Here is a 15,704-nt window from a genome sequence, read left to right on the forward strand (position 1 = left end):
GGCAACGGCCAGGCTCGCCGAGACCAGCGCACGCGGCAAGATCCAGCTGACGCTCGCGAACTTCCTGCACCGTTGGCCGGACGAGGCCGGCGAGCTCTCCCCGGAGGTCGAGTCGGCGCCGGACTACCTGGCACGCCTGAAGTACCTGAGCGAGGACGACCTGCCCGGCGCCCTGGACGACTGGCGCCGCCTGATGCACAGGATCAACCAGATGGGCCTGTCCTCGCTGATCCAGACGTTGCGCGACGAGCGGCACATGATCGACGACCGCATCACCCCGGTGAACGACGTGCTGCGCACCGTGCCGTTCGGGCACGACGGCTACCTGCAGATCGCGACGTCCGACGTCGAGCCGCCGGCGTCGCGCGCCTTCAAGAAGGAGATCGACGCGATCCTGGAGAACACCCTCGGGCAGGACCTCGACGACCAGGTCCTCGAGGAGCGGTTCCGCCGGATCCAGCGGCTCATGGTGCGCCTGGACGGCACGGAACCGGCGGACCGGGAGTGGCAGCGCGACGTGCTGGACGTCAAGCGGCACGTCCGCATCGCGGCCGAGGAGCACCGGCGCGGGGAGACGTCGGCGCGCGTCTACGAGGGCGTCGGAGCGACCTCCGGCGGCGAGGGCCAGGAGCTCATCGCGGCCACCCTGGGCGCGGCGCTTCGGTACCAGCTCGGCGGCATCGAGGAGGTCCCGATCTTCGGCTCGGTCACGGTCGACGAGGGCTTCGTGAAGTCCGACCCGGACGTCACCCGACGCGCGATCAGAGCACTGCAGTCCTTCGGGTTCCAGCTGCTGATCGCGGCGCCCCTGGACAAGTACCAGTCCATGGAGCGCGAGTTCGGCTCGGCGTACCTGATCGAGTCCGACCCCAACCTCGGCCGCGCCCAGGCGAAGGGCTTCGCGATCGGGTTCGGGCCGGACCGTCCCGGGCACGAGCCGGCGGTGCAGACGACCGACCTGCCGTGACGTCCCGGGCGCCGGCGCGGACATCGCGTCTTGGCTGCCTGAGTCAGACGGCGGGGCCCGCTGCCGACAGGTCGTCGAGTGACACCAGCGCGTCGAGGGACCGCACCTGGTTGCGGCCGCCGTCCTTCGCCGCATACAGCGCGAGATCGGCTCGGCTGATCAGGGTCCGCGGGGTGTCGTGCTCCCGTGCCTGGGTCAGGCCGATGCTCACGGTCTGACCGCTCGGCACGACGGACAGCAGGCGAGTCGCGACGGTCCTGGCCCGTTCCAGGTCGCAGCTCGGCAGGGCGAGGACGAACTCCTCGCCACCCCACCGGGCGACGACGTCGCCGGTGCGCAGCTCGGCACGGATCGCCACCACGAAGTCTCGGAGCAACGCGTCTCCGCTCGAGTGACCGAAGGCGTCGTTGAACACCTTGAAATGATCCAGGTCGAGCATCGCGACGGTGAGCGGATCCGCTGTGCGCTGGGCCCGTGCGAGTTCGCGGTCCAGCTGCTCATCCCAGCTGCGACGATTCGAGGCCCCGGTGAGCGGGTCCGTGCGTGCCTGCACCGCGAGCCGCGCGACGAGATCGGCCCGGTCGAGCGCGGCGCCGATCTCCGCAGCGAGCAGCTCGACGACGTGCAGGGCCGACTCGGGCCCGCGCCGGCGCGCGTCGGGGAAGCCGACGACAAGCACCGCCATCCGCCGCCCGTCCCGAGTGATCGGTTGGAAGAGCACGCCGACAGCCCCGGTCGCCGTGGCCAACCGCGTCGAGGCGCGCGGACTCGTGATGGTGTCCGCGATGTAGATCCGCTCCCCGGTTCGCCAGGCCTCGGCGGTCGCCGACGCCTCGGTCGCGGGATTGATCTGCATGGACGCAAGGTTGAGACCGTCGGTGCCCGCTGTGGCGACCAACGTCCCATCGGGGTGTGGCTCGAACAGGATCGCGAACGCCGCACCCGTGACGAGCCGCGCGGCCGCACACAACGCCGGGCGCGGATCGGACTCGACCCCCAGGGCTCGCGTGGCGACGCCCAGCGCGGCGACGTCCGCCGTGCGCTGTCTGGACTGGCCGACCAGCGTCTGGATGGCGAAACCCGTGAACAGGATGATGACGACCCGCAGCACGCCTGCCAGCGTGTCAATGGACGCATGCGGGGGCGAGCCGACCGGGAACAGGGGGACGAGGAACGTCGCAACCGAACCCGCGATGACGAGTCCGAGCTAGGAGCGGCTTCCGTAGAGCGCGATCCACAGCACGGGCAGGACGACCAGCGGGGCGAATCCCGAGGCCTCCCCGCCCTCGGCCTGCCGAAGCAGACCGATCACCGCGAAGTAGCTCAGCGGAACGGCGACCTGCCAGGCGGCGGGTATCCGCGCCCAGGGGATGCACAGCGCGACCACGATCACCAGGGCGGTCAAGACCGCGGCTGCGGCGAGCAGCCGCCGGTCGGGCGAGGATGGCGGCATGACGATCGCCAGCACGACGGCGATGATCGCGACGCCGGCGAACGGGGCGACTCGCCCCAATACCCCAGGATCGCTCAGCGGGCGCAGCATCAGCACACCGGGCCGATCCGCCCGAGCTCGTCTCGATCGGCGCGTTCCACGCTGCTTCGGAGTCATGATTTCTGCCGCCCGCTCTCGCCCTGCAGTGCGCTCAGCGCGGCACCCGACTCGGCGGAGTCGAGAGACCGCTGTTGCGGGATCTCGACGAGCCGGCGCGCCGCGCGCCAGTCGCTGAGCCAGATCGTCAGCGCGGCGGCGGGCAGGGGCTTGGACATGAAGTAGCCCTGCGCCAGGTCACAGCCGAGGAGCGCGAGCTGCGCGTATGCGGCGGAGGTCTCCACCCCTTCGGCGACCATGCGCAGGCCGAGGCTGTGCGCCAGCGCGATGGTCGAGGCCACGAGGGCGACGGCGCGGGCGTCGTCGGCCATGGGCAGGATGAAGGATCGATCGAGCTTGAGCTCGTCGATGGGCAGGTCGCGCAGGTAGCTCAGCGAGCTGTAGCCGGTGCCGTAGTCGTCGATGGAGATCCGGACCCCGTTGCGCCGCAGCCGGGTCAGGATGTCCCGCGCCCGGTCGCGGTCGGCCACCAGGAACTCCTCGGTGATCTCCAGCTGAAGCAGGTCGGGCAGCACGCCGCGGGCGGCCAGCATCGCGATGACCTGCGTGGGCAGGTCGGCGTCGACCAGCGAGCTGGCCGAGAGGTTCACGGCGACCGGCAGGTGCTCACCGTGGGACTGCCAGCGCGCGACCTGGTCCAGGGCCTGGGCGAGCACCAGCCGGGTGAGCCGGGGCATCAGCCCGGACTCCTCGACCAGGGCGAGGAAGTCATCGGGGTAGACCAGCCCGCGCGTGGGGTGATCCCAGCGCACCAGCGCTTCCACGCTGTGCACCTCGCCGGTGTGCAGATCGACTTTCGGCTGGTAGTGCACGACGAACTCGTCCTCGACCAGCGCGGTCCGCAGCTCGTCGATGGTCCGCAGCCGGGTGCCGTCGTCGGCGTCGTCGGCGCCGCTGTAGAGGTGCTGGCCGGTGCCCGAGGCCTTGGCCTTGAACATCGCGATGTCGGCCTTGCGCAGCATCGCCCCCAGGCCGGGGCCGTCCTCGGGGGACAGCGCGATCCCGACGCTGACCGCGCAGTGCAGCGTGATGCCTTCCAGCGTGAACGGCTCGGCGATCGCCGCCCGCAGCCCGACGACGATCTCGGCGGCCCGGTCCCGGTCGGCGTCCTCGAGCAGCACGGCGAACTCGTCGCCACCGAGTCGTGCCAGCAGGTCATAATCGGGCAGGTACGCGCGCAGTCGGGCAGCCACCTGGACCAGGACCAGGTCACCCGCGTGATGGCCGAGGCTGTCGTTGACCTCCTTGAACTTGTCCAGGTCGAGCATCAGCAGCGCCCGACGCCGACCGGGTGTGTCCGTCAGGCGCCGGTCTCCCTCGGCATACAGGGCGCGCCGGTTCGGCAGGCCGGTCAGCTCGTCGGTGGCCGCGGTCCTGCGGCGCAGGTCCGCCATTCGCGCGACCTGCCGATACGCCAGCTGGGTACGCGCCGCGGCCGCGAACAGCGTCATCGCCGCGAGGACGACCGCCAGCATCGGGACGTAGGTGCGACTGCTCATGACCAGGACTCCGAGTCCCGCAATGGTGGCGAACGCCGATACCAGAAGAGCGCTCGCACCGGTCGCCGTCGGCGTCTGCGGCGCCGGCGAACCCTCGCGCTTGACGGCGCCCGCGACCCACGTCGCCATCAGCGAGAGCCCGATCACCCATCCGGCGTCCAGCAGGGTGCCCACCACGTAGGTGTTCGCCAGCACCCCGAGTGCGTAGAGGACGTCCGCCGCGGTGAAGACGGCGAGCCCGGCGGCAGGAAGGCCCCAACGGCCGCCGAGGCGCACGCTCCCGAGAGCGGCGATCCCGCCGACCGCCGCGACGAGCAGCAGGTCCCCCATCGGATAGGCAACCGCGACCGCCGTGGCGAACGACCTAGGCCCCAGCACGGCCGACGCGAGCACCGGGCTCAACAGGACGGCCAGCACCGCGGCCGCGCCGAGGGATCCGACCACGATGTCCAGCCAGACGGGCAGGGCGAGCCCCCGCACCTGGCGGCGCACCGCCACGATCAGCCCGGCCAGCATCAGCGGGTAGAACATCAGGTAGCCGGCGTCCGCCAGCGAGGGGAACGGCAGCACCCCGTCGGCGCCCGCCATCGCGAGGTAGTAGGCGTCGGCGGTGGCAAACGAGGTGACCGCGATCGACGCGAGCAGAACCTCCCCGCGCCGGAACCCGATGCGCGCGACCGCCAGCCAGCACAGCACCGAGGGCGCCCAGGTGGTCGCGTTGCCCAACCAGTCGTTCACGACGACGTCGAACCAGCCGGCGCCGTGCGGGACCAGCCCCACGCCGAGCAGGGCCAGACCGAGCGTGTACGCGAGGGTCAACAGCCACATCGCCCACGTCGGCCCCGCACGCAAGGTCATTCGTGCGCGTCGCCGCAACTCAACCCGCCCCCTGGCGTTGCGTCCCCACCTCGCAGCAGGATTTCGGTGTCGACGAGAAAGACTCCGCCTGCACAAGACTCTAGGCAGCGCACTGGTCCTCGTCAGGCGTTGGGTGGGTGATATGCGCGCTGCTCCGCGGTGCGACCCCCGGGATTCGGAAGGTTTGGCGCGCGCCAGACGCCATTGCTTCCCAAAACCGACCCCGCCGTCGGGCGGGCGAGCGGTTGACAACGGCGGGCAAGTCGGGCGAGGTGGGGGTAGCGGCGTCGGCCGCGCGAACCTCGAGGTGAGAACCGATGGAAGCATCGCCCGCCCAATCGACCGCCGGCCACGCATCGCCCGCCCGGCCGACCGCCGGCCACGCCGTCCTTGCGAGCATCGACAGCAACGCGTACTCCTCGCTCCGGCTCAAGCCACCGCCGCGCGCCGAGCGGTACCAGATGGGTCGGGCCCTGCGCGAGTCCGTGCCGCGGTCCTCGCTCGGGGAATGGGCGCCGGCCAACGTCCACCGGGACCCGGTCGGCCAGATCATCCAGAGCCATCAGGGCCGCCTCGACTGGCTCGTCCCGATCCGGGTGGGCCGGATGGCGGCCTCGCCCTACGGGTTCCTGCGCGGATCCGCGATCGTGATGGCCAACGACGTCGCCACGCTGCCCGCGACGGGCATCACGCCAGTGGTGTGCGGGGACTCGCACCTGGGCAACTTCGGCTTCTACGCCTCCCCGGAGCGCGACCTGGTCATCGACCTGAACGACTTCGACGAGGCCCATCCCGGCGCGTGGGAGTGGGATCTGCGCAGGCTCGTCGCCAGCATCTGGGTGGCCGGCCGGCAGAACGGGGCGACCGAGCATGCGTGCGAGGACGCCGCACTGTCCTGCAGCGCGGCCTACCGCGAGGAGATCCGGAACCTCGCCGACCAGGCGTTGATGGCACGCTCGTTCGAGCGGCTCGACGTCGACCGCATCCACGAGCACGCCCCGCACGGCACCCTGGCGGCCGAGATCGACCGGGCCATCAAGCGCGCCCGCGCCCGCACGAGCGACCGCGCGCTGCCCAAGTTCACCGCCGAACGGGCCGGCGGTCGTCGCATCCTCGAGCAGCCCCCGCTGATCACCCGGCTCAGCCCGTCCGACGCCGACCTCGTCGCGGAGGGCATCGACAACTACCTGCAGACCCTCGTGCCGCACTGGCGGCGCGTGCTCGGCGGCTACACGTTGGTCGACGTCGCGCACAAGGTGGTCGGCGTGGGGTCCGTTGGCCTGCGCGCCTACATCGCCCTGCTCGAGGGCTCCAGCCCGGACGACGTCGTGTTCCTCCAACTCAAGCAGGCGCGGCGCTCGGTGCTGGCCCCGCACGTGCACGGCGACAACGCGTGGCACGCGCACCAGGGGCAGCGGGTCGTGGAGTACCAGCAGGCGCTGCAGACCGTGAGCGACCCGCTGCTCGGGTGGACGACGATCGACGACCGGCAGTACTACGTCCGCCAGTTCCGCAACATGAAGGGCACTGTCGCCCTGGACGCGATCGACGCCCGGTCGCTCGCCGACTACGCGGGCATCGTCGGGCGCCTGCTCGCCAAGGGCCACGCGCGCACGAGCGGCGCCTCGATGATCTCCGGATACGCCGGCCGGTCGGACAAGCTCGACACGGCGATGGCTCTTTTCGCGAGCGCATACGCCGACCAGACGGAGGCCGACCACTCCGCCCTAGTCCGCGCCGTAGTAGCCGGCCGCCTCCCCATGGAGCGCGGAGTCTAGATCGGACCCAAGAATCGGAAGAATGTGCGCGCGCCGCGAGCCATTCCTTCCGAAACCTCGCCGTCACTGACCGCCGGGTGACACCAGGCCCGCCTCGTAGGCGAGGACCACGAGCTGCGCGCGGTCGCGCGCGCCCGTCTTCATCATCGCCCGGTTGACGTGCGTCTTGGCGGTCGAGGGGCTGATGTACAACCGCTCGCCGATCTCGAGGTTGCTCAGCCCGCCGCCGACGAGCTGGGTGACCTCACGCTCCCGGTCGGTGAGCTCCGCGATCCTCGCCGCGTGCCGCCCGGGCGCGGGGTCGGCGTGGGTGAGGACCCGCTCGATGAGCGAGCGCGTCGCGGCCGGCGACAGCAGCTGGTCCCCGGCGGCGACCGTGCGGATCGCCTCCAGGAGCGCCTCGGGGGCGACCCGCTTGCCGAGGAAGCCGCTCGCTCCGGCGCGCAGCGCCGCCACCACGAGCTCGTCGGTCTCGAAGGTCGTCAGCACCAGCACCTTGACCCCCGCCAGCTCCTCGTCGGCGGTGAGCAGGCGGGTGGCCTCGATGCCGTCCAGGTCCGGCATCCGGATGTCCATCACGATGAGGTCGGCACGCGAGGTGCGGGCCAGCGCGACGGCCTCAGCGCCGGTGGACGCCTCCGCGACGACCTCGATGTCGGGCGCCGAGTCGAGCAGCAGCCGGAAGGTGGCGCGCAGCAGTGCCTGGTCGTCGGCGAGCAGGACGCGGATGGTCATGAGTCGCCCTTTCCGGTGCTTGGGGTGCGGTCGGGGACGGAGCGGTCGGGACCAGAGCCGACGGGCTCGGTCCCGACCGGGATGACAGCGTTCACGACGAAGTCGCCGTCGGCGGGGCGTTCGAGGCGCAGGCTACCGCCGGCCGCGAGCGCCCGTTCCCGCATGCCGATGAGCCCGTGCCTGGTGCCCGGGGCCCGGTGACCAGGTGCGACGCCGACCGCACGGCCGTTGACCACGCGCACATGCAGCTCGCCGGGCACCCAGTCCAAGGTGACGTCGACCGGGGCCCCCGGGGCGTGCTTGGTCGCGTTGGTGAGCGCCTCCTGGACGATGCGGTACGCGGCCAGGTCACCGCTCGGTGGCAGCCCTCGCGGCTCGCCCGTGACCGTGAGCCGGACGTCGCTGCCTGCGGCGCGGAACCCCTCGAGCAGGTCGGGGAGTCGTTCGAGACCTGGCACCGGGGCCAGACCGGCCGGTCCGTCGAGGTTCGCGGTCTCCCCCGCGTCGCCGTCCTGACGCAGCAGCCCGACCGTGGCGCGCAGGTCGTCCATGGCCTGCCGGGTGTGCTGCGTGAGGCCGCGCAGCGCCTCGGCCGCCGCCTGCGGGTCGGTGCGCATGAGGTAGTCCGCGACGGCCGCCTGCGTGTTGACCAGCGTCAGGCTGTGCGCGAGCACGTCGTGCAGCTCGCGGGCGATGCGCAGCCGTTCGCCGTCGACCTCGTGGCGGATGTGTTCGGAGCGCTCGCGTGCCACTCGCGCGCGGTGGTCCCGGCGACCGGCGATCCCCGTACCGACCGCGGTGGCGATGATGACGAGGTTGAGCAGCATGACGATGTCGGTCGCCAGCAGGGTGAGCGGGCGGGTCAGCAGACTCACCACCAGCAGCCACCCGGCGGCGCTTCCGCCGGCGATCCACGCCGTCCGGCGCGGCGCCCGGGTCGCGATGGTGAAGACGGCGGCCATCGTGGCCACCGGCACGGGCTGGTACGCGGCGATCGCCATCGGCGTCTCCAAGCCGGGGAGGACGAACGGCACCAACGCCAGGTGCAGCGACTCGATGAAGACCGTGGCGACCAGGACGCCGATCGGCCACCGGGTCCGCACGACCAGCGGCAGCCATGCCAGCAAAGAGAAGACGAGCAGGGTCGGTCCAGGGAAGACCTGGTGGCCCTGGCGCAACCACACCGCGGAGAGCATCACGACCAGCGTTCCGAAGGTGAACGCCCCCTCCGCCCGGCTGGGCAGCCCTGGATGTCCCAGCCGGGCGGTTGCGGGGACGCGCCATGCTGGGCGCAGCGTCCCCCTGCTCGGATTCATCCCTCAGACTCCTTGGTGCGCTCGGTGCCGGCGGTCCCCGAGCACAGCATTATCGTGGCCGCGGTCGTCCCAGAGGTAGACGCCCACCCAAGAATCGGAAGAATCTGCGCGCGCCGCGAGCCAATCCTTCCGGAAACTCGCGAGGGTTCAGACGGCGACGGCCGCCTCGGTCTGCGGTGTGGCCCGCTCCGCCATCTGGGCGTGCATCTGGGCGTCGAAGAACTGGTAGCGCCCCTTGCCGCCGCCCTTGGCCATGTACATGGCGAAGTCGGCCTGGCGGAGCAGCTCGGGGGCGTCGGCGGTGGCCGGGCCTCGCTGCGCGACCCCGATGCTGACCGCGACCAGCAGCTCGGTCTCCCCCACCACGAACGGCACGACCAACGACTCCAGGATCCGTTCGGCGACCTCCAGGGCGGCGGACCCGCGGTCGTCGTCCATGACCAGGATCGCGAACTCGTCCCCGCCCAGCCGGGCGACCAGGTCGCCGGCCCGGACACAGTTGCTCAGCCGGGCGGCCATCTCGATCAGCAGATCGTCGCCGCCCTCGTGCCCGACCGAGTCGTTGACGTCCTTGAAGTCGTCGACGTCGATGAACAGCAGGCTCTCGTGCCGGGCCCGCCGCTCGCTGCCCGGGCTGAACGCCGTCGCCAAGCGGTCGGTCAGCGACGCCCGGTTGGCCAGACCGGTGAGCGAGTCGTGGGTGGCCCGCAGGGTCAGGGCCACGTGCGTGTCGAACAGGTCGTGCGCCATGGCGTTGAACGCCTCGGCCAGCTCGCCCAGCTCGTCGCGGCGCGCGACCTCGATCGGGTGGTCGTAGTCGCCGGCCTGGACCCTCTTCACGCCGTCGTGCAGGCCCGCGACGGGCCGGACCAGGTCCGTCGTCATCCGCCGCCGGAAGTAGGCGGTCACCGCGAGCGCCAGGGCGAACAGCCCCGCCACGACGAGGATGAGGATCCGCTCGAAGTCCGCGCCGCTGGCGAGCCCGCGGTCCATCGCGGCCAGGGAGGGGCCCTCGATGCTGTCCAGGATCGCGCGGGAGTCGTCGCTGGACGCGCCGAAGGTGCGGTTGTCCGCGCCGTGGTCCCCCTGCATGCTGACGGCCCGGTCACCCCACAGGCCATAGGTGGTCAGGCCCGCCTGCCACGACCGCTCGGCCTCAACGACGGTGGCCCGCATGGCCGGGCTGCCCGCGAAGACCCGCTCGGCCACCCCGAATTCGCGCACGATCGCCTGCTGCTGGCCGACGAAGGCCGGCCGGTCGACCTGCTGAGCGCTCATGATGCTGTGCCCGGTCTCCTCATGGGCGACCAGGTCGGTGCGCAGGGCGGCGATCGTCACGGACTCGAGGTGGAGCTGGCGCGCGGTCCCCTCGACGTTGTCGACAACGGCCCGCACGCCGATGACGGTGGCGACGGCCGCGATCAGCAGGAGCACCAGCATGATGGTGAACGCCCGGGACCACTCCCGCCGCAGGCTCCACGTCGGGCCCGGTTCCCCGTCCGCAACCACCGCATGCTTGACCACATCAACCTCGCCCACACCGGAGCCGACGACGACGTGTGTCGCCTCACCCTCCCATCGGCCGAACGTCACGGCAGATGAGCCAAAACCCGCCGACCTGTTCCGTCGGGCCGGCGCTCACTCGGCGACGCGGGGGATGCTCCGGTCGAGAACTGTGAGGATCAGGGCAAGAGCCCCGATCCCGAGCAAGACCCACGCGAGCGTGTGGAATCCGTGGTCGGTCGCGGCCGGTCCGAACGTGATGCCGATCAGGCTCGAGGAGAAGATCGCTCCGAGGTAGGTCGCGGTTCGCAGGAGACCGGACGCGACGGCGATCTGATCGGCAGGGCTCTGCAGGTAGAGCGTGGCCTGGTTTCCGAACCCGCTGAACCCGTTGGCGCAGCCGATCAGCAGGGACATGCCGACGAGCACGAGGATGCTCGGCGCCGGCACCGGAGTACGCCCCGGTCAGCGCCGCGCGACGGTCGACGCCCGGATGACGAGCCGGCCCGGCAGATAGTGCGTGCCCTGGCCGATGTCCTCGCCGTCGAGGGCCGCGAAGACCCGCTCGGCCGCGACCCGCCCGAGCTGCTGAAGGTTCGCGTCGATGCTGGTCAGCTCCGGGCGCGCGTTGGTCGTCAGCACCTCCCAGTTGTCGAAGCCGATGATCGCGAGGTCGCCCGGGACCTCCCGCCCGAGGTCGCGCGCGGTATCGAGGGCCCCTCGCGAGATCTGATCCGAGCCACAGATCACCGCGTCGATCTCGGGGTGCTGAGCCAGGATGAGCGCGGTCGCGTCCCGGCCCCACCGCTCGGACCACTCGCTGTACATGACGTCGCCGACGAGCTCGAGCCCGGCCGCGGCCAGTGCGGCCTGCGCGCCCGCCGCCCGGTCGCGGGCCGCCGCGTAGGCGAGTTCCCCCGCCACGTGCGCGATCCGGGTGCGGCCGCACGCCACGAGGTGCTCGACGGCGAGCCGGCCCGCCTGCACGTTGTCCGGGGTGATCGAGAAGTCCGACGGATCGTCCGACGGCGCGTAGGCGTAGACGACCGGCACCGGGATGTCGTGGCCGAGCGATCGTCGCGGATCCGTCTGGCGCCCGACGACGATCAGCCCGTCGACCCGCCGGCTGAGCAGCGCGCGCAGGTGGTGCTGCTCGCGGATCGCGTCCCCGCGCGCATCGCAGAGGAACACGTTCACCGCATCGACGCCGAACGCGTCCTCCGCGCCCATCAGGATCGGGATCACGAACCGGCCCTCGAGGTCGCTCGTGAGCAGGCCCACCGTGCCGGTGCGCCCGGCGAGCAGGGCGCGCGCCAGGGAGTTGGGCGTGAAGGCGAGCTCCTCGGCGGCGGCGATCACGCGCTGCCGGGTGGAGTCCTTGACCTGCTTGCGACCGTTGATGGCCTTCGACGCGGTCGCCACCGAGACCCCGGCCAACCGTGCCACATCGGTCAGCGTGACGGGCCGCGTTTGCGGTGAGAGCTCCGTTCCGGTGATGGCAACCTCCGTTGGTCTGACCCCGGCAGCATCGGGCGTTCGGCTGTGAGCCGACTGTAGGCCCCACAGCCCTTGACACGAAGTCGATGCTACGCCTATCTTCAGAAAGCCTTATCGGGCAGTTTCGGTGTTGTCTTTCGGTCGCCGGATCGAGCAGGTATGCACGTGATCAGGCTTCCAGGGTAGGGGCGGATGTTTGGTCTGCAGCGCCCACTGGGTCAGCGGACCTGCGTTCGTCGATAGGGTTTTCGGTTCTCTTGACCCGACAGCTGAGCGACGAGCTGAGCGACGTGTTTCCGACTCAACGAAGAGCAAGAGGAGACGGCATGAGGATTACCCGGACCCGATCGACAGGCACCCGCCTGCTCGCCGGGGTCGTGACCGCGGGGCTGTTGATCGGCCTCGCGGCCTGTGGCAGCTCGAACAACGGCGGTCAGGCGGCGAGTTCCGCCACCTCGACCTCCCCCAACGGCGTCGACGACGGCGCCAAGCTCACCCTGTGGACCCGAGCACCGCTCGAGAAGCAGGCAAAGCTGCTCGTCGCGGCCTACAACGCCGCGCATAAGAACCAGGTCGAGCTGACCGTCGTCCCGAACGACGACTACGTCGCGAAGGTCGGCGCGGCGGCCGGATCGGGCGGCCTGCCCGACCTGTTCGCCGCCGACATCGTCTACGTGCCCAACTGGGTGAAGTCGGGGCTCTTCCAGGACCTCACCAGCCAGATCGACGCGCTGAAGTACAAGGACACCATCAACAAGGGTCACCTCGACGCCGGCACGATGGACGGCAAGGAGCACGTGCTCCCGTTCGTGCTCGACCTGTCGATGCTGTTCTGGAACAAGGACCTGTTCAAGGAGGCCGGCCTCGACCCGGAGAAGGCCCCGGCCTCGCTGAAGGACTTCGCGGCGGACGCCAAGGCGATCCAGGCGCTGAACAAGCCGGGCACCTACGGCACCGCCACCGGCCTCAACTGCGGCGGCTGCCTGGTCTTCACCTGGTTCCCGTCCATGTGGGCCGCGAACAAGGACGTCATGAACCCCGCCGGCACGCAGTCGTTGCTCGCGAGCGGCACCGCGCAGAGCGTCTATGAGACCTGGCGCGATCTGTGGAAGTCCGGCGCGGTGCTCCCCTCGTCCAAGGATGAGGCCGGCCCCACCTGGACGGCCGGGTTCACCGACGGCAAGGTCGGCCTGATGATGTACCCCGCGACGCTGCTCTCCTCGACCACCGGATTCGACGCGGGCGTCGCGGGCATCCCGGGCCCGGACGGCGGGGCGTCCACGTTCGTCGGCGGGGACGGCATCGGCGTCTCCAAGGACTCCACGCACTCGCCGCAGGCGTGGAACTTCCTGTCCTGGCTCATGTCCGAAGATGCCCAGGTCGGCGTGCTCGCCAAGGACAAGGACGTCGTCTCGCGCAACGACCTGGCCGAGAACAAGTACACGGCCGCTGACCCCCGGCTCGTGACGATCAACAAGGTCGCAGGCCAGGGCCGCACGCCCGTCGCGCTGAACTTCCAGCAGGCGTTCAACGCGCCGAGCAGCCCGTGGCTCACACTGGTGCGCGACTCGGTGCTCGGCAAGGGCAACTCGCTGAAGAAGAACAACGACGAGATCACCGCGGTGCTCTCCCAGTAGCGACCGGTCGCCGGTGGGCGTCGTCGAACAGGCGACCCCCACCGGCGTCCCGCTCGCCCACCGGCCGACCTGATCTTCGACCCTGCTCGAGAGGTACCACCATGGCGTTCACCACCACGCTGAGAGGAACTGCCGCGACCCCGGCCGCGGCCCGGCCGGCCCAGCGCTGGTCCCGTTCGAACCTGCGCGGCTGGGTCTTCGCGTGGCCGACGGCGCTGTTCGTCGCGGTCTTGTTCGTCGTCCCGCTGCTGCTCGTGCTCCGGATGAGCGGCTCGGACTGGCCGTTGCTCGCCGGCAACCAGGGCCTGAACCTGCCGGCCAACTACGCCAAGACCGTCTCCAACCGCTTCTTCGTCGACTCGGTCATCTTCACGCTCAAGTACACGGTGCTGGCCACGGTGCTGCTGATCGGCCTCGGGCTCGGTCTCGCGCTGCTCGTCCAGGAGTCAAGTCACTGGAAGGGCCTGCTGCGGACCGCCTTCCTCGTCCCGAGCGCGCTGGGCCTCGCCTCGGCGTCGCTGCTCTTCTACGTCCTGTACTCCCCGCTCGCCGGCCCCTTCGCACCGGTGATGAACCGCCTCGGCTGGACGTTCCTCGGCTCCCCGAACGCGGCCCTCGCCTCGACGCTCTTCCTCATCGTCTGGCGCTACGCGGGCTTCTACATGCTGCTCATGCTGGTCGGCCTGCAGGCCATCCCGTCCGACGTCTACGAGGCCGCGCGGATGGACGGCGCGGGCCGCTGGAGCACGTTCCGCCAGATCACGATCCCGCTGCTGCGCCCGACGCTCGCGCTGACCACCATCTTGTGCGTCACCGGCTCGCTGCTGGCCTTCGAGCAGTTCTACATCCTGACCAAGGGCGGACCGGACAACAGCACCATCACGGTCGTCCAGCTCATCTACTCGATGGCGTTCCAGGGACAGAACGACCTCGGCGTCGCCGCGGCGCTCTCGGTCCTCGTGCTGCTCGCCCTCGTCGCCATCAATGCCGTCCAGCTGCGCGCGTTCCGCGGCTCGGACTCGAAGTAGGAGACGGCGTTAACGGTTCCCCACGGATGGATCCGGGGGATTTCCAGCTCAGACCGCAACCGCAACCAACCCGGAGAGTGGTGGCAGGTGTCTTACGTCATCAACACTGGTGTGGCCCCGTTCTGCCACAGCCAGGATCACCCTGGCAGCGTTCACGTCCCGACCCGCGGTGAAGCCGCAGGTCGAGCACGTGAAGGTTCGTTCACCCAGTTCGAGGCGCCGCTTGGCTCTCGCAAAGCACCTCGAGCAGGTCATGGTCGTGTACGCGGGCTGAACCAACACCACCCGTCGGCCAGCCCGCACGCCACGCTCGATCAGCTCACGTTTAGCCGCGCCGATCGCGGCGTCGGCGGCCTTGCGCGCCATGGTGGACCTCGCGAGGAACGTCGGCTTGAAGTCCTCCACAGCGATCAGCTGATGGGCCTCGACGATCCCCTTGGCCCAGATACGCGCGTCGTACTGAACTTGCCGGGCGCCCTTCTTGTGCAGAACCGCCGCCTCGTGGCGTGCACGGGTGTACCCGTTGGACTGTGCCCCGTTCGCGCGGTGCCGACGCGCCATGCGGCGCTGCGCTTTCGCGAGGGCATCGGCGGACCGTTTGCGGTGCCCGGAGTGCGGCAGATCAAACACGGGGTTCGTGGTGGTCGCGGTGGCGGTGACGCCCCAGTCCACACCGATACCCCCCTCCGAGGCAGGTACGGCCTCGGCGTCGCGGCGCACCACGAACGACGCGTACCAGTGCCCCAGGGAATCCTGAAAGACGCGGACGCTCGTCGGGTCGCACGGCAGGTCCCTGGACCACACCACCGCAACGGTCACGCCCTTGGGCAGGACCAGGCGCCCCTCTCTCACGGCGAACCCGTTGGTCGTGTACTCGAGGGACGGCAGGGACTTCTTCCGCGCCTTGAACTTCGGGCGCCCGCGCCCCTTGACCTTGCACGACTGGTCCAAGCTCCGGGCGTAGTCCCGCAGGGTCTGCTGCTGGGCGACCTGCGACCCCTCCCGCAACCAGGCGTGCGCCCGACGTGCTTCGGTCAGGAGCTTCGACAGTTTCCCGAACGTGGGCTTGTGCCCGGTCGTGGACTGGTGGACGGCTTCGTTCCACAGGAACCGGCACCGGTTCCACTCGGAGATCAGCGACGCCTCGGCCTGCGCGCCTGGACGGAGGCGGTAGGTGTACCGAACCGTCTCAATGGGCATAAATCCACCATATCGGATAGCACTGACGTTCGACCGAAAGGAACCAGCGTGTCGTTCACCAAGCAGAAGCGCCCTTA

13 protein-coding genes are annotated in these 15,704 nt (G+C 70.4%); 4 read left to right on the forward strand and 9 right to left on the reverse strand.

The window, feature by feature from the left end; translation table 11 throughout:
* A partial coding sequence (locus VIM26_RS07695; protein ID WP_331949818.1) for an SbcC/MukB-like Walker B domain-containing protein occupies positions 1–967 on the forward strand: 967 nt, incomplete at its 5' end.
* 43 nt (positions 968–1,010) lie between these two features.
* On the opposite strand, the gene VIM26_RS07700 is transcribed toward VIM26_RS07695, so the two are convergent.
* From VIM26_RS07700 to VIM26_RS07710, 3 genes are all read right to left on the reverse strand, one after another.
* The gene (locus VIM26_RS07700) at positions 1,011–2,078 is read right to left on the reverse strand and encodes a sensor domain-containing diguanylate cyclase (RefSeq protein ID WP_331949820.1); all 1,068 of its coding nucleotides are present in this window, start codon (positions 2,076–2,078) and stop codon (positions 1,011–1,013) included.
* Between the two features lie 96 nt (positions 2,079–2,174).
* On the reverse strand, positions 2,175–2,480 hold the full coding sequence (locus VIM26_RS07705) for a hypothetical protein (protein WP_331949822.1): 306 nt from the start codon (positions 2,478–2,480) through the stop codon (positions 2,175–2,177).
* 92 nt (positions 2,481–2,572) lie between these two features.
* Entirely contained in the window at positions 2,573–4,933 is a 2,361-nt protein-coding gene (locus tag VIM26_RS07710; RefSeq protein ID WP_331949824.1) for a putative bifunctional diguanylate cyclase/phosphodiesterase, read from the reverse strand.
* Between the two features lie 317 nt (positions 4,934–5,250).
* On the opposite strand from VIM26_RS07710, the gene VIM26_RS07715 reads away from it, so the two are divergent.
* Complete coding sequence (locus VIM26_RS07715; RefSeq protein WP_331949826.1) at positions 5,251–6,711, forward strand: DUF2252 domain-containing protein; 1,461 nt, start codon at positions 5,251–5,253, stop codon at positions 6,709–6,711.
* Positions 6,712–6,774: 63 nt separating this feature from the next.
* Here the strand turns inward: VIM26_RS07715 and VIM26_RS07720 are convergent, their stop codons facing one another.
* From VIM26_RS07720 to VIM26_RS07740, 5 genes are all read right to left on the reverse strand, one after another.
* Positions 6,775–7,446, reverse strand: a complete 672-nt coding sequence (locus VIM26_RS07720; protein ID WP_331949828.1) for a response regulator transcription factor — start codon at positions 7,444–7,446, stop codon at positions 6,775–6,777.
* Positions 7,443–8,762: a sensor histidine kinase gene (locus VIM26_RS07725; RefSeq protein ID WP_331949830.1), complete on the reverse strand. Its 1,320-nt coding sequence runs from the start codon at positions 8,760–8,762 to the stop codon at positions 7,443–7,445. The genes VIM26_RS07720 and VIM26_RS07725 overlap by 4 nt, the downstream gene beginning before the upstream one ends.
* Positions 8,763–8,909: 147 nt before the next feature.
* Positions 8,910–10,355, reverse strand: a complete 1,446-nt coding sequence (locus tag VIM26_RS07730; RefSeq protein ID WP_331949832.1) for a diguanylate cyclase domain-containing protein — start codon at positions 10,353–10,355, stop codon at positions 8,910–8,912.
* Positions 10,356–10,400: 45 nt separating this feature from the next.
* On the reverse strand, positions 10,401–10,715 hold the full coding sequence (locus VIM26_RS07735) for a hypothetical protein (protein ID WP_331949834.1): 315 nt from the start codon (positions 10,713–10,715) through the stop codon (positions 10,401–10,403).
* Between the two features lie 15 nt (positions 10,716–10,730).
* A complete protein-coding gene (locus VIM26_RS07740) occupies positions 10,731–11,711 on the reverse strand; it encodes a LacI family DNA-binding transcriptional regulator (RefSeq protein WP_331949836.1) in 981 nt (326 codons plus the stop codon).
* 377 nt (positions 11,712–12,088) lie between these two features.
* On the opposite strand from VIM26_RS07740, the gene VIM26_RS07745 reads away from it, so the two are divergent.
* Positions 12,089–13,399 carry a sugar ABC transporter substrate-binding protein gene (locus tag VIM26_RS07745; protein ID WP_331949838.1) on the forward strand — a complete coding sequence of 437 codons (1,311 nt, stop codon included), beginning with the start codon at positions 12,089–12,091 and terminating at the stop codon, positions 13,397–13,399.
* 101 nt (positions 13,400–13,500) lie between these two features.
* Positions 13,501–14,427, forward strand: coding sequence for a sugar ABC transporter permease (locus VIM26_RS07750; protein ID WP_331949840.1), 927 nt, complete (start codon positions 13,501–13,503; stop codon positions 14,425–14,427).
* Between the two features lie 48 nt (positions 14,428–14,475).
* Here VIM26_RS07750 and VIM26_RS07755 read toward each other — a convergent pair whose 3' ends face one another.
* Positions 14,476–15,627 (reverse strand): transposase, encoded by a 1,152-nt coding sequence (locus VIM26_RS07755; RefSeq protein WP_331949842.1) that lies wholly within the window; start codon positions 15,625–15,627, stop codon positions 14,476–14,478.
* Between the last annotated feature and the right edge of the window lie 77 nt (positions 15,628–15,704).

Source organism: Pengzhenrongella sp. (assembly GCF_036565025.1).
Classification (GTDB): domain Bacteria; phylum Actinomycetota; class Actinomycetes; order Actinomycetales; family Cellulomonadaceae; genus Pengzhenrongella.